This window comes from Citrobacter sp. C1 (genome assembly GCF_014596895.2).
Taxonomy (GTDB): Bacteria; Pseudomonadota; Gammaproteobacteria; order Enterobacterales; family Enterobacteriaceae; genus Citrobacter; species Citrobacter gillenii.
In genome coordinates this window covers 1,197,009-1,210,927 of sequence record NZ_CP115035.1, presented here as the reverse complement: position 1 = coordinate 1,210,927, position 13,919 = coordinate 1,197,009, and the positions used below count along the sequence as shown (strand labels likewise).

General features: G+C 50.2%; 17 protein-coding genes, 1 other RNA gene and 2 pseudogenes. 4 read left to right on the top strand and 16 right to left on the bottom strand.

Features of this window, described 5'->3' with window-relative positions:
• The first annotated feature begins 63 nt into the window (after nucleotides 1–63).
• Together ssrA and IB214_RS05740 are read left to right on the top strand one after the other, a co-directional pair.
• Nucleotides 64–426, top strand: a transfer-messenger RNA (tmRNA) gene (gene ssrA, locus IB214_RS05745).
• A 168-nt stretch (nucleotides 427–594) separates the two neighbouring features.
• Nucleotides 595–1,515: a hypothetical protein gene (locus IB214_RS05740; RefSeq protein WP_117343873.1), complete on the top strand. Its 921-nt coding sequence runs from the start codon at nucleotides 595–597 to the stop codon at nucleotides 1,513–1,515.
• A 179-nt stretch (nucleotides 1,516–1,694) separates the two neighbouring features.
• Here the strand turns inward: IB214_RS05740 and IB214_RS05735 are convergent.
• Nucleotides 1,695–2,200: pseudogene (locus tag IB214_RS05735) on the bottom strand (LexA family transcriptional regulator).
• Here IB214_RS05735 and IB214_RS05730 point away from each other — a divergent pair.
• A pseudogene (locus IB214_RS05730) lies at nucleotides 2,192–2,311 on the top strand (hypothetical protein); the annotation flags it as partial. The pseudogenes IB214_RS05735 and IB214_RS05730 overlap by 9 nt on opposite strands.
• Before the next feature lie 93 nt (nucleotides 2,312–2,404).
• Nucleotides 2,405–2,647 carry a DinI-like family protein gene (locus IB214_RS05725; RefSeq protein ID WP_117343875.1) on the top strand — a complete coding sequence of 81 codons (243 nt, stop codon included), beginning with the start codon at nucleotides 2,405–2,407 and terminating at the stop codon, nucleotides 2,645–2,647.
• A gap of 78 nt (nucleotides 2,648–2,725) precedes the next feature.
• Here the strand turns inward: IB214_RS05725 and IB214_RS05720 are convergent, their stop codons facing one another.
• The 15 genes from IB214_RS05720 to IB214_RS05650 all read right to left on the bottom strand — a co-directional run bounded on the left by IB214_RS05720 (nucleotide 2,726) and on the right by IB214_RS05650 (nucleotide 13,914).
• The gene (locus IB214_RS05720; protein WP_188249411.1) at nucleotides 2,726–3,142 is read right to left on the bottom strand and encodes a hypothetical protein; all 417 of its coding nucleotides are present in this window, start codon (nucleotides 3,140–3,142) and stop codon (nucleotides 2,726–2,728) included.
• Complete coding sequence (locus IB214_RS05715) at nucleotides 3,142–4,065, bottom strand: carbohydrate kinase (RefSeq protein WP_348939482.1); 924 nt, start codon at nucleotides 4,063–4,065, stop codon at nucleotides 3,142–3,144. Before IB214_RS05715 ends, IB214_RS05720 begins: the two co-directional genes overlap by 1 nt.
• Before the next feature lie 11 nt (nucleotides 4,066–4,076).
• On the bottom strand, nucleotides 4,077–4,658 hold the full coding sequence (locus tag IB214_RS05710) for a YmfQ family protein (protein ID WP_117343998.1): 582 nt from the start codon (nucleotides 4,656–4,658) through the stop codon (nucleotides 4,077–4,079).
• Nucleotides 4,649–5,707, bottom strand: coding sequence for a baseplate J/gp47 family protein (locus IB214_RS05705; protein WP_117343997.1), 1,059 nt, complete (start codon nucleotides 5,705–5,707; stop codon nucleotides 4,649–4,651). The genes IB214_RS05710 and IB214_RS05705 overlap by 10 nt, the downstream gene beginning before the upstream one ends.
• Nucleotides 5,694–6,119, bottom strand: coding sequence for a phage GP46 family protein (locus IB214_RS05700; RefSeq protein WP_135953095.1), 426 nt, complete (start codon nucleotides 6,117–6,119; stop codon nucleotides 5,694–5,696). The genes IB214_RS05705 and IB214_RS05700 overlap by 14 nt, the downstream gene beginning before the upstream one ends.
• Complete coding sequence (locus IB214_RS05695; protein ID WP_117343995.1) at nucleotides 6,119–6,667, bottom strand: phage baseplate assembly protein V; 549 nt, start codon at nucleotides 6,665–6,667, stop codon at nucleotides 6,119–6,121. The genes IB214_RS05700 and IB214_RS05695 overlap by 1 nt, the downstream gene beginning before the upstream one ends.
• Nucleotides 6,667–7,746: a phage baseplate assembly protein gene (locus IB214_RS05690; protein ID WP_117343994.1), complete on the bottom strand. Its 1,080-nt coding sequence runs from the start codon at nucleotides 7,744–7,746 to the stop codon at nucleotides 6,667–6,669. Before IB214_RS05690 ends, IB214_RS05695 begins: the two co-directional genes overlap by 1 nt.
• The gene (locus IB214_RS05685) at nucleotides 7,743–9,044 is read right to left on the bottom strand and encodes a DNA circularization N-terminal domain-containing protein (RefSeq protein ID WP_117343993.1); all 1,302 of its coding nucleotides are present in this window, start codon (nucleotides 9,042–9,044) and stop codon (nucleotides 7,743–7,745) included. The genes IB214_RS05690 and IB214_RS05685 overlap by 4 nt, the downstream gene beginning before the upstream one ends.
• 54 nt (nucleotides 9,045–9,098) lie before the next feature.
• Nucleotides 9,099–9,623 carry a hypothetical protein gene (locus tag IB214_RS05680; protein WP_117343992.1) on the bottom strand — a complete coding sequence of 175 codons (525 nt, stop codon included), beginning with the start codon at nucleotides 9,621–9,623 and terminating at the stop codon, nucleotides 9,099–9,101.
• Nucleotides 9,624–9,690: 67 nt separating this feature from the next.
• Complete coding sequence (locus tag IB214_RS05675; protein WP_117343991.1) at nucleotides 9,691–11,475, bottom strand: phage tail tape measure protein; 1,785 nt, start codon at nucleotides 11,473–11,475, stop codon at nucleotides 9,691–9,693.
• On the bottom strand, nucleotides 11,468–11,650 hold the full coding sequence (locus IB214_RS05670; protein WP_117343990.1) for a hypothetical protein: 183 nt from the start codon (nucleotides 11,648–11,650) through the stop codon (nucleotides 11,468–11,470). The genes IB214_RS05675 and IB214_RS05670 overlap by 8 nt, the downstream gene beginning before the upstream one ends.
• Nucleotides 11,617–11,886 carry a phage tail assembly protein gene (locus tag IB214_RS05665; protein ID WP_117343989.1) on the bottom strand — a complete coding sequence of 90 codons (270 nt, stop codon included), beginning with the start codon at nucleotides 11,884–11,886 and terminating at the stop codon, nucleotides 11,617–11,619. Before IB214_RS05665 ends, IB214_RS05670 begins: the two co-directional genes overlap by 34 nt.
• A complete protein-coding gene (locus IB214_RS05660; RefSeq protein WP_001137307.1) occupies nucleotides 11,886–12,242 on the bottom strand; it encodes a phage tail tube protein in 357 nt (118 codons plus the stop codon). Before IB214_RS05660 ends, IB214_RS05665 begins: the two co-directional genes overlap by 1 nt.
• On the bottom strand, nucleotides 12,242–13,735 hold the full coding sequence (locus tag IB214_RS05655) for a phage tail sheath subtilisin-like domain-containing protein (RefSeq protein ID WP_117343988.1): 1,494 nt from the start codon (nucleotides 13,733–13,735) through the stop codon (nucleotides 12,242–12,244). Before IB214_RS05655 ends, IB214_RS05660 begins: the two co-directional genes overlap by 1 nt.
• The gene (locus tag IB214_RS05650) at nucleotides 13,732–13,914 is read right to left on the bottom strand and encodes a DUF2635 domain-containing protein (protein WP_117343987.1); all 183 of its coding nucleotides are present in this window, start codon (nucleotides 13,912–13,914) and stop codon (nucleotides 13,732–13,734) included. Before IB214_RS05650 ends, IB214_RS05655 begins: the two co-directional genes overlap by 4 nt.
• Nucleotides 13,915–13,919 lie beyond the last annotated feature (5 nt).

The window sequence follows — 13,919 nt, the reverse complement described above, 5'->3', positions numbered from 1 at the left end:
GATAAGGGGTTGCAGGGGCTGGTCACGCGTGTCACAAGTCTGTTATACTTGCCTTAACACATTGGGGCTGATTCTGGATTCGACGGGATTTGCGAAACCCAAGGTGCATGCCGAGGGGCGGTTGGCCTCGTAAAAAGCCGCAAAAAAATAGTCGCAAACGACGAAAACTACGCTTTAGCAGCTTAATAACCTGCTAAGAGCCCTCTCTCCCTAGCTTCCGCTCTTAAGACGGGGATAAAGAGAGGTCAAACCCAAAAGAGATCGCGCGGATGTCCTGCCTGGGGCTGAAGTGCTAAAACTAATCAGGCTAGTTCGTTAGTGGCGTGTCTGTCCGCAGCTGGCGTGCGAATGTAAAGACTGACTAAGCATGTAGTGCCGAGGATGTAGGAATTTCGGACGCGGGTTCAACTCCCGCCAGCTCCACCAATCATGATTGGACAGTGCTAGGACAGCACTAACAAAAACAGGAAGTTAGCAGTCTCAGCAGGACACCGACCAGACGGTGAGGGGACAAAAAAGGATACGCAAAGGAGCCGCGGCTCCCGAGTGACATGAAAGCCCGCTTACGCGGGCTTTTTTATGGGAGTAACGACCATGAATCAGCTTGAAGAAATCATACAGATACTCAGTTCAGGAAACGAAGGCGTAACAAACGCTCTTCTGAAAACTAAGATCCTTCTTTTTTCAATAGGCAAAAAAGAGCTTGCTGCGTGGGTCAATTATGAGATCAATGGCTATCCAGATAATGCTCAACTTCCTGACTACAGAATCGTATCCACCAGAATACTAGCGGATCTCAACAACGGGGTTCGCCGCTATAATGCCTTCCCATTGCCGATCGGTTATCTTGAAGACGATGACTATGAGGATGCAACTCAAAGTGAAGTCCGGTTATCCATAAGCCAAGTAGAAAACTTAGTGCTGAATGCAGGCGATAACCATACACTTCAGCAGCCAATCCCCTTAGATATTGCATACTTAAAATACTGTAAAAGTATCGAACGGGGGTATGAAATGACTCGGTGCTATAAAGAAATCGCACTACATAATTTTGTATCAATTTTAACACAAGTTAGATCAAGGTTATTGGACTTTACCCTTGAGCTTTCAGATCATGTTGATGAAATTCCTGGAGAAAAATCAATGATGGAAAAGCTTAAAAATATTGATACCGCATCGCTATTTCATAACTCTATTTTTGGTGATAATACAGTTATTAATTTTGGTAATGAGAATAATATCTCGGTTACAAATAACATTTCAAAGAATGATCTTGAGTCGTTAAAAAAATATTTAACGGAACAAGGATTCTCTCAAGATGATGTCCGAGATTTAGAAATAGCGATTACTTCAGATGGTCCAATTGCACCCAGAAACGGAAATTATGGGCAATCCGTAAGTAACTGGCTTGCTAATGTCGTTGGAAAAGCAGCGCATGGTGCAATGGGAATAGGAATTGCCGTCGTTACAGAAGTGGCCACGTTAGCCTTAAAAAAATACTACGGCTTAGAGTAGCCGACATGGGGTGTCGGGGGTCGGAGGTTCAAATCCTCTCGTGCCGACCAGAAACTCCTTTAAGAACCAGCCTTTACGGCTGGTTTTTTTATGCCTGTTTTCTGTACGGGGAAGCAATGGGGAATTATCGGGGAAAAACCCCGACGCAGGGCATCAACTACATTGCATAATTTCGGTACTCACATCACCGGGCAGTCATCAAACTCTGCAGTCCTGGCATTATTGATAATGTAAGTGATCACCCCGAATACAGTATGTGAAGAACTGTAGCTATCATCGTCTACTGGCAACTCCTCCCTTCTCCTGTTCTCCAGATTTATCAGGTGGGGCTGGGGGTGAGTTCGGTATCGCTTGATCCTGAATTCCCCATCTATCGCGCATATCAGCAGCGAGCCATCACAGGGCGACAGCGAAGAGTCGACGACAAGCAGCGCACCCTGCAGTATCCCTTCCCTGAAATGTGAACGCGATGCCCGCATGAAATAAGTCGCAGCTGGCTGGCTGATTAGCTGCTGATCGAGTGAAATCTTTGTTTCAACGTAATCACTGGCAGGTGACGGGAAGCCCATGACTATAGTCCTCCGTTTGGATTGAACAACTGAAAGGTACGGTTCTCCCCTTCCTGCGTTGATACATCGCGGAATGTTGTCACATACCACTCGATCCATTCGTTGGCCTGCTTCATTGTCCAGTTCCAGTTAACCTTGCTCAGCTCCTGGACAAACCGTTGCGTGGTGACGGTCTTCCGGCCATTCGGTTCCTGCTGTATCGAAGCATACCAGGCCATTTCAATATCGCTGCGTCGTGGCATCATTACGCCCTCTCTTGAATACCGAATAAAAACACAGTATAAATACTGTATATATATCCAGTAAAGAGGTGATTCATAATGTTTGTGGAACTCGTTTATGACAAAAGGAATTTTGATGGTTTACCCGGTGCAAAGGACATCATTCTGGGGGAGTTAAGCAAAAGAGTACACCGCATCTTCCCTGACGCTGATGTTCGGGTTAAACCGATGATGACACTGCCGGCGATCAACACTGACGCCAGCAAGCATGAGAAGGAACAAATAAGCCGTACTGTTCAGGAAATGTTTGAAGAGGCTGAATTCTGGTTAGTGAGGGAGTGAAGAATTTCAATACCCGCCACAGTTACGTCTTGATTACGCTGTGGCGGATATTCATTTTCGTAAACGTTCATCTATAAATTAATTCAAAACCTCTGGCGGTGCGGTAGGTAAAGGTTGGTTGCCATCAGCATTTTTGATGTACGCGCGAAGATCTTTCCGATAATTGGTCCAGGCAGCCAGTTCAGCTTTTACCGTCACTTCTGTCGTACCGTCAAAATCATCATCCTGAATCTGCTCATTCAACGCTGTGATTTTATTTGATGCATTCTCATATGCAGCTTGCGCGGTAAGTAGGTTTTTAGCCGCAAGCTCGTCAGGGGTTAATTCAGGTTCTGGCGGCGCGGTAAATTGCCCGTTTGCATAGCCCCAGCCTATCCCAACCCCGTCAGGTGCGCGAATGGCTTCCCCCTTGTCTGGTGCCCAGTCAGGTTCACCTTCCCACATAATAACGTTAATTACGGACTCATTTTTTACGATTGCGTAAACATTGTTCATTATGCAAACTCCAGTATTACTGCCACGCCGGGCGCACCATTCCCACCATTACGCTTAGTACCTGAGAAGCCAGTATCGTAAGCTCCGCCACCACCTGCACCATACACAATTGAAGAAATTCCAGCATTTTGACCAGAGCGGCCTCCAGTTCCCCACAAACTACCACCACCCATTCCGCTAATTAGGTAAGCTCCTGACTGGCCATCTCCTCCATGACCACCTGGGATATTCATGATGCCGCCAGTTGCCGTACCACTTGTACCACCAGGCGTGGATGTTACGCTTGTGTATCCACCGCCACCCCCGCCCCCTGCGGCCATTCCTGCGAACGTAGTGCTCCCGCCAGCAAGTTCCGCAGCACCGCCAGCACCTATCGTGATTGCTTTATTTGTGGCATCAGCAAGGTTAAGGAGGCCGATACAAGTCCCACCCCCGCCTCCTCCAGCGCCAGAGAAAGTGGAGCCTGTGGTTGTTGCAGAGCAGCTACCGCCAGCCCCACCACCCCCGGTAATGATTGCCAGCACTTTTTTCGTGCCAGGCGTTGCTGCGTATGTCGTGGAAGCCGTAATAATCTTAACGCCAATCAGCCGTCCGACCGCATCGCTTGCCAGACCTCCTACCAAACCAAGGTTTGAGAGAGCTTCTGCAATTGCTGCAGTTCCGTCGGCTTTAATATCTGCAAAAGGATGTGCGCGGCTTAGCAGCAGCGCTTTCAGGGCAGTCAGTAACTGGTTATGTTTTGATTTGTCCAGATTAACGCCGGTTGCTTCTACCACTCCCGCCAGTTCTTCCTGCAACATGTCGAAATAGTCGTCATCCAAATCAGTGGCAGGCGTTCCTGTTTGCGGGTTACCGCGGGTAAAGCCATTCTTTCCCGCGCCGAATTTATCTTTCTGCGCAGTAGGTGTGTCAATGCGATGCATAATGTCTCCGGTTACGGATATTTGAATATTACGTAGGTATGGGACGGGCAAAGTTTATTGATAACGCACTCGGCAACTGTGTCGCCCCAGTAGCGAATGGGGGTTTCGCAATTGTCTGTACAGGTCATCCAGATTGCGTCTGTTGAAGCGGGCATATTTACCTGCCAGTAGTAACGCCATTCAGTTGAATAGGTCGCATCAGTACACGTCGACGTACACTTGAAAGGTCCCTTGTTATAGCGCGTGATTGTGGCGCCAGGCTTCCCCAGTGCAGCCAGTTGACGAAGATAGAAATCTTCGTTGATTCCTCCGGTAAGATTAACTTTTGCGTCCAGCCGCTGCTGTCTCTGCCTTAACGTCTGGGTTCCTGAAGGAATGCATTCATCAGGCAGACCGCAGCACCGCTCCCAGCGGTCAATAAGTTCTGTTGTGGTACGCGGATCAAGCTCCTGCATGAGTTCATCGCCACGCTGATGCACCCTGAGCAAAGAAGGAGCTACGCCGCTTATCGCAACATCGTCAACTGACCATGCCGGCCCTGGCGGAAGCAGCGCACTCAGTAACTGGACATAATCATCGTTACTCACGCCCACGTTATTCCCCCCAGTACAGCCAGTTCATTTTTTGCGATTGCCGTATCAGCTGTAGGCGAAAGCAGCTTATGGCTGTACTCACCGGCCGCTATAGAAATCGCCTCGTTTGTACGGGACAGCTCAAGCGTTCCTTCCGGATAGCCGTCACGCAACAGGAATGAACGAAGCTCGGCCTCAACTGCGGCGCGTATTTCAGGGGTATCCGGATTCAGGTCAATGGTGTAATTGACCGTTTTTGGGGTTCCCTTAAATACATAGAGGTCAGAACCCGCTACGGGCGCCAATGGTTCAATATGTGCCTGAGCTGCAGCCACTGTTGCATCATCAAGAATCGGGTTAATCAGGTCGCTGCTGGCAATCATAACGCCAACCGTTCCCGTCCCCATCCAGTGTCGATAAGTCCACGCGCGCGTTACGCCGGGTACTTCTTTTGCCCAGACGATATAATCTCCGTCAGCGCCGCCCTGCGGGGTCCAGTAGTAGCGCTCCAGAACACGGGCACGCCAGACCTCAAGGTCTTCAACATCAAAACCGCCAGTGATCGTATCGGCCATGCCGCCGGAAGGAAGTCCGTTAACTGGCGTAACCAGTGAGAGCGCCTCACCATCATCCATATTTCCGGCCATACCTGTCACGCTGCAGGTAACGGGCACACGAAGCACGCCACCGGCACTCGTTGCATCTGCCTGTGCGATGTACTGGACGAGGTCGTCACGCTGAATGACCGATCCTGCACTCACCTTGAGCCCGTTCGTTACGCCATCCCATCGCATAAAACCTGATGCGGCCACGGCATCTTTCCTCGGACATCGTTTCATCGCCGCATACCGATAAAGCCATGACTCATCACAAAGATCAGGCAGCATATTCATCGCCAGATAATCGATATAGCCATAAACCGTATGCAGCGCCCCCGCATAAACTTTGGCCCTGACATCTTCATCCATGCGGCGAAGTTCATCATTGATGTCAAGCCGTGCAAAAAGGTCGGTGCGGATCATGCTGATGTTTTCGGCCAGCGTTGGCCGCTGAAATTCACTGTCCGCCATTTGCAATCACGCTCCAGAAATCGTTAAAAGAAATTGTTACCGGACCATCCCGGCGCCACAGAACAAGGCTGTTTCCCAGTTCATTGATACCGGTTCGCTGTATATCTATATCTATCCTGGACACAACACTGTCATCGAGCATCCACTGAAGGGATTCTCGGATATACGTTCGCACCGTGTTCACCAGCGCGTTTGTGAGCTTGCTCCGCTGTAAAAGCCATAGCTTTGACCCATAGCGATCGTTGGCCACCATCGGCCAGGTATCTCCCCACCACCCCATAGGTACATCAGTATTGTCGTCGGGGTCTGCGCGCCGGTGAGTGAAGAGCGAAATCACCACTGCGCGCGTAAGTGGGTCAAGTTGAGAACTGGCGCTAACCTGTTTTCCGTTTACCGTAAGCCAGAGTTCCATCACGCCCCCATTTGTTTATCAGGTGCATCGGTGTTATTGCCCTGCCCGTTTTCTCTGTGTTTATGCCCGTTATAAGCAACACGCATCGCTGACATTGTCTGGCCAGAAGTATCACAGAGGTCTTTGATCTGGCCGGTAGCTTCCAGATCCATTTCAAAGCGGGCTTTAGGCGCATTTTTGAACATAATCACCTTGCCACCACCATCAACAACAATCCCGGCACGTGTCAGCGTGACTGACTGCCCCTGGTCATCGTAGAGAGCGATCTCCCCCGTTTTGAGCCCCTTCATGCGATAGCGACGATCAGATACGGTGATCGCAACGGCGTGAGAACGGTCACCGTCAGGAAACAAAACAACAGCCTCAGCACCCGCTTTTGCACGAGAAGTGAAGCCATAGGGTTCAAGGTGCTCAATACCCGCCTTTTGCTGCCCAGCCAGTAACTCAACATCTATCATCTGGCACTTAGAAGCCGCGTTAATACTCTTCACAACAGCGCGCCCAATAAGGCTTAGCACCTGACGCTGAAGGTTCTGCATCGTTCCCATCAGAATGGCTCCTCCTTCACTTTGCGTTTTTTGCCACCCTTCGCTTTCTCGTCTTCCGGCTCCGGAAGATAAGCATCAGGCGGCCCGACACGCAGCTCTGTCAGTGTGCCGTTATTGTCTTTGGTGAATGAGACTTCAGCGATGAGCAGTTCGCGGTTATTGAACCCACAAACCGGGTCGTAAACGATGACGCGCTGGTTGGGTTGCCACAACACCCCGTCACCCTGACGCCAGCCCCAGACCGTGTAGGTGGTTTCATCAGTACGCGCAGCACGCTGGCGGGATTCGAATTCTGCACGGGCAATGCAGCTCGCACCTGTGGCCTGCCCTGTTTGCTGAACCGCCATCGGGCGATAACGCCCTATTGAGGCATCAGTGGTTTTTGCCCGTAACGCCGTTGTGGTGGCCACACCAAAGTCATCATCATTCCCCGCGCGCTGGCCGGAAACCTGATACGTTGAAAACCGCTCGCGAATACTCTTTTCGGTATCGCAGGAAAGGATGTTTTGCCCCAGTACCAGCGCAGTGCGCGCACGCGATGAGCCGATACCGCCAATAACCAGACGTCCTTTTGGATCGTCATAAGCCAGCGCCTGCTGCTGACCCAGCATTTTGTTCAGCACCTCAATAACCGTTTCACCATGATCGGGCTGAACGCCCGGAATAGTCGCTGCCGGTGCGCCTGAATTGATGACCGAAATACCAAAAGGTTTTGCCAGAACTGACGCTACCTGAACCAGTGACTGCCCGTTGAACTGGGTTGGCTCTGCAGCACAATCGATGAGATCGGCGGTCAGGCTGCGACCGCTAATCCCGGTACTGACAGAACGCGCATCGTAGCGGACAGGTGTGGCTTCCACCCATCCGGTGACAACAAGGTCATCACCAATCAGCACCTCAACTTTATCCCCGTTTTTGACGCGGGGTTGAAGGGATACAGAGCCATTCCCACCAGGCCATTCACGTGTAATTTCCACACTGAAATCCCGTGCGATTCGTTCAATCCCTGCGCCAATACGCACGGACGTCCAGCCGCCCCACTCGCGTCCGTTAACCCTTAGCGTTACGTTGTCGTTCATCGTACGGGAACCCTCAGTGGTGACACCGGAACAAAGCCGGGATGGGCCACGGCGTTACGTCGAACAATGTCTGATTCACGCGACGCGTTATCAAACCAACTGGCGGCCAGCACCAGCGCAGGTAGTACGTCATCCGGCGTACGCTCAACCGTTTTTTGCGTCTGCGACAGGCGAGTTTTAATGTCAGTATTGAGGTCGGATTTCACGCGACGAAGCGCCAAAAATAAACGGTCATCCGTTGTTCGACCCAGCTCTTTATCAATGGCGGTATTCAGCGTATCGCGGATGTCCACCAGCTCATCCCATGAGGGAACATCGGCAACGACAGTTTCTTCAGGCGCATTATTCAGCGCCGGGTGTGCCACAGAAGGCCATCCAGAGGCTTGCTGAGTTTGTTCCTTTGTCGCTATTGCAGGTGTTGGCAATGTTGTAACGGCATAAACCGCCTCGCTTATGGCGGTTGTGCGTACTGCACTGGCAACATAATTACCCTGTTCCTTGCTGCTCTGTGTGCTTTTGCTGTCTGTTTTCCAGATGCCTCGCGGGGCCATATCTGATCCCAACGAAATCCCGGCAAACCCCTTAATCATTTTCATAACGTCGGAAGCATTTCCAGATAGTCTGTTCGCCGTGCGCCACACTTTCTGAATGGCTTCGACATATCCTTTTCCTGATGACGGAGGAGGAAGAAGAACAGAAATGTCGCCCTGCATAAGCCTCGCAGCGTCTGCAACATAGCTGTCGACCATCGACATGGAATCAGACACAAAGTCCAGGATACCAGTGGCGCGCTCAAGCACGTCACCCTGAGCGAAGTCAGGCAAACCATCCATGCCAAACTGGTCAAAGTTATCGCTGATACAGTCATCCAGTGCAGAACATGAGGACACCAGCGTATTCGCCGTGGCTGCGCCCGCCGTTGGATAGGAAAGCTCACCCGCTTCGACAAACTGCAGATCAAAGCGCACCATGCGCCCTTCGCTGCTCGTCGTGCTGACTTTAACTTCGCCATCGACACAAACACTCGACTCACCATAGGTCGGGTGAACAAGTGTTCCCGGCCCCGGTTTGTTGAGCGCTTCAATTAGTCTGTCGCGCTGATCGAAACAATCATCGCCTATGACATAGGCGGTGATATTTGGCCGGAAGGTGACCTTACCGAGATCTTCGGTGTAGGGTTTATCGCGGTTGGGGTATTCGTGTGTTTCAACTCTACGACCAACTGCTGCACCTTCGCCTTCGACCTTAAATGGTACGCCACGGAATGACGCATCCTGAAGCCTATCTTTCCACGCCATAGAAACTCCGGACATAAAAAAACCCGCCGAAGCGGGCTTATGCTAATGAATTAATTACTTCGTTAAGAAAAGTGCGTTTTGATAGTTTTTTTGTTGGCCGTCGATAAACTTCTTAATGTTTTCGTGTGAAAAATCTTTGATGTATGAGCCTTTAACCATAGGTATTTCTTGCTCGTCCAGTGTTAATGTAAACAAAGGCTGATGTTCACTTGTATAACGTACCGCTGAGGTAACTTCCAGTTTGGCATCATCAATAACACTAAGATTTTCTGCTGTTAAACGCACATCATCTTTACTCTTCCCTGAATTAAGGGTCTTGAGTATCTCCGTTATTTTCGCATCCAATTCATTTGAAAAATCATCTGGGTTCCCACTGGATATTAAAACTTGTTCACCTTCTTTAAATATTAATCTAGCACTCAGCAATTTTTCCTCTTTGTATACATCACCTAATTTTACAGAGCCTCCAGCAAGGGGGATTACATGCTCATTCTTAAACGAAATGTTATCAGAGATGATAAGCGCAGAAAAAACAACCGACACACCAATTATTACACTGGCAATTATATGATTTTTCATGATGACCTTGAGTGATTAACTATTATTGTTCGCTATATACAAGATAGCGATCTCAAAATACATCGTTCTATCCACCCATGCCAATCTTTCCTATCCGGGTGTAACCAACATCATGATTTACTTCAATTCCGGACGAACTGGAATCAGTAACGCTCATCCCTGGTGGGGCATCTTTGAATTGTACCGTAATGGAACCCTGATTTTTTGAAGCGCCGCCATTCTGAATCTGATATGGATTATAGCCTGAACTCGCCGCCCCAGTCCCATATGCCCCATAACCACCAGTCCCCCACTGGACAGCATTAGCAGCAGCAACAGTATCACTGGCTCCATCAGAGAGCCATTCAATAATGGGTTTGAGCTTATCCCACATGTCCTGAAACCATTTAACAACCGGCCCCCAGTTGTTTATTACCATTCCAAGCGGTGTCCAGCCAAACATCGTTTTAATGGCCTCCCATCCCGCTTTAAAGTATGGTCCTATAGTTTCCCACATATTTTTGAAATATGGTCCAATAACATCCCAGTTCGAAATAATCAACCCAGCGGCCAGTGCTATACCCGTAGCGATCATGCCTATTGGCGTCATTGACATTATTCGACTGACCATACTGATAGCTCCACCCACGCCCATAAAAGCCAGCTTCAAAACAGTCAATCCAGCAGCAAGACCAAACGCGCCACGAATCACTCGAGGGTTTTCATCTGCAAACTTTGTGAAACGTTCGCCAAGATCGCCAAGCCATATGGTTATGCTTTTGGTATCACCTGAAAACGCACTGCCGATAGCGGCCAAGCCATTAGTTGCTGTGCCTGTCATCGCTTCCCAGAGGTTTGTCAGGGTTCCAAGTTGAGCCTCAACACGCTTATTCAGACTGGCCTGTTTATTCATTTTTTGCTGAATCTGATCGTAGCCATCTTTACCTTTGTCGATGAGGGCATTCACTACCTGCAGGGTTTCCGCATCATCTCCAAAGAGAGTTTTTAGTACAGATGTTTTATCCGTATCTGTAAGTTTGCGTAGCTTGGCCAACTGGCTAAACATTTTGTCCAGACCACCAAAGCTACCTTTCCCGTCAGTAAAATCCAGTCGAACACCCTGTGTTTTTAGCGTCTTGTTCGTCGCTCTGACCTTCTTAATATCAAGTCCTGATTGAATGACTTTTCGAAGGGCGTTACCAGCTGACTCGCCCTGCATGCCCATCTGATCCATCATGACGCTGATAGGCGCAAGCCCCTGAGCGGCCTTAAGTCCATCCTTGTTCACCATTTTCAGGACTGAACTGGTTTTGGTAAAAAATGACAACATGTTGGTATCGTCCACTCCCAGATAAAATGCCTTCTGGATGGTATCGAACAAGCCCATCATGTCATCTGAAGCAGTTCCCGTGGCATCCTGCATTTTCGCGGCGAACTCAGCCGCAGCTTCAGGTGTCTTTTTAAGCTGAACAGCAAGGTATGCTGTCGCTTTGCCCACTCCACCCAGAATGTTTTCTGCCGGAATACCCTGGCGAACCAGCATCTGCATCATGTTCTGAAAATCAGCAGTCGTGCCAGGTAACTGATTCCCAAGCCCAACAGCCAGTTTGTTTATTTTTTCAAAACTTTTGCCGACGTTACCATCATCCTGCATCATCGCGACTTTTAACCCTGTCGCCGCGTTCTCCTGATCCGCAAAGGCCTTAAGTGATACAGTTAATCCTGCAGCAAGTCCGCCAGCCATGGCTAAACCACCTTTCGATGCCTCTTCTGCCTGACGTTTAAATCCGCGAATATTTTTCTGCATCCGCGAAAGTGCAGGAGATAATTTATCCACGCCGGTGATTAGCGCTTTAAGCTCAAACTCAGCCATTACGTTTTTTCTCCTGCTCTATCCTGTTCGCCTGGCTGACCAGCAGAGGAATCTCACTGATTGGCATTTTCAACAGTTCAAATGGGTTAATGCGCCAGTAACTGGCGCAGTCAAAAAAACGGTCAGTGAGATAATCAGCTGTCAGGCCTGGAGGAAAAAACCTGCAACCAGCCAACCTGCGCTGTTAAAGTCGCATGGTTTCATCTGATCAACCGTACTTAACGGTACGTTCGCGAGCCGCACGATATACTTCGCAATGATATGCGCCTGCAGTTTTACAGACTCATCCTGGTTCATCTGATAGGGATAACCCAGTTCGCGAACATCTTTACCAGTGGGTTCGTTGAACTCCAGAACACTGATTGTTTCACCATGTGCTGTGACTGGGTGTTGTAGCTCAAGTTCTTGCATTACTGGTAATCCCCTTCTTCACCGTGGAATTCAAGATCCGCCGTGCCTTCTTCGGCGTTGTGGTTTGCCTCACCGTGCAGCCAGGCAGACGACAAGACATAAACCTGACCGTTTGCCAGCTCCGCGGTAATGGTCATCTGGTCTGAGGTGGTAACTTTGTTGACCGGAAAATCTTTCGGCACTTTGAAGGTGCCTTTGATATATGGCGCGCGGTGCGTTTCTTTACGATCCACCGAGCCATCAAGGCCAATGACATCATCATTGACCTTAGTATTCATCGGCACCTCAATACCGCCGGTCATGGATAATTGCTGACCATCAATTTTGAAATAACAAGTACCTGCAATGCGCGGCATTATGCGGACTCCTCTTGATACTGAAGGCGGAACTGGTTAAGCAATGCAAAGACGCGCAACTGGTTAACGTAATCAGGCGGGTAAAGCACGTTGATGCGAGACGGGTCAGTGGCGTCGCGTTCGACGATCAGGTGCTGCTTAAACAGTTCGTAATTTTCGACGATGCCCGCACGTTCCATCTGGCGGTAAGTGGTCAGAAGCTCACCTTTGATCACCGCTGGCGTAACAATTGCCTGGCCGGGTCCAAAACGAGTACCGTCGTTCGCCAGTTTGTGGCGGCCATACTTACTGGTGATCACCACTTTAAGACGCCGCAGAACATAGGCGCTGGTATGCAGTGTCTCGCTGTCGAGATAGCTGTTATCCGCTACGCCATACGCATTCTTTTTATAGGTCGTAATATCACGCTGCACGCGCAGAACACCCCCTTCTGCATACGCTGTCGCAATACCGTGCGTCAGTAGTGACTGCTGCTCGGAGCGAATAAAGCGTTTGCCCGTTGGAGGAGGAAGCATGCCTGTCAGCTCGCCAGTTTGTGTCGGACGTGCGGGGTCGATACGCAGGAACACTGCGGCGCGTGCTGTGCGGCTTGCTGCCAGTTCATCCGGGTTCGACTGAACCGTTTTTTCATAGCCTGCCAGCGTGACATGCGGATCATTGAACATATCACCTACGGTGATCAGGTCACTGATTGCAGCAATTTTTGCCGTATAGACGTGACCATAAATCTGTCGTAACCAGCTCCAGCGCCCGCTGGTATCGTTCATTTCCAGCGTGAAGATGTTCATGGACGCAGTATCGTTGAACGGGTGACCGATATAGTCGAAAGGCTCGTCGCCCATCGCGGCAATCGTGCCTGTCAGCAGTGGCGCACCAGCACCAGCCACACCAGATGCAATGGCGATCAGCACGCCAGCCGGGAGTTTTTCGCCACCGCTGAAACCGTAATAGTTCAGCGCGACAGGAATGTCATTCGCCCAGGTGCCTTTATGCCGTGATGTGAGTGTGACAACACCGGCTGCCGAAGCGGCGGTAAATGGCGTCTGGCCGTCAGCAGTGATGGCGGCAGAAATAGCGGATGCAACAGCTGCAACATCGTCGCCAGCTGTCACGTTAGCCTGAATGCGACGTCGCCCAATGTACAGGCTAATAACCCCGGACTCTGTGGCCGCTCCTGTCACCGTCAGGGTGAACGTTGCCACCGTTCCTGTGTCAGGAACAGCAACCACCCACAGCTCACCAAATGGATCAACAAGCCGATAGGCTTCCACCATGCGCGCAAGCTGACTGCCCGCGCCGCACTGCTGAATGGCGTAATCCTTTGATGGCATGAAAACCAGCTGGTTGGTCGCAATGGCTGCGCCAGTGTTCACATGGCCAATCAGTAACGAAGGGGCGCTGGTCTGCGCCGTATTCGCCGCGCTGTTATCCATCTCGGCATAAAACAGCGGGACGCGAAGATCAGACGGAATTGTATTCATAGAGACTGTCATTTAGTGCTCACCTTCTTGTCCGGTGCTGCGCCCTGAGATGGCGTCACCACCTCAATATCTCCGTCATTTTCACGACGGTACCAGTACTGGCTTGGTTCGACATTTCGCCCTGCTGCAGGCAAAAGGTCACCCCGGGCAGGATCATGAACTGACCGCCTGTCTTTGGGTTTCACAAACATGGTGT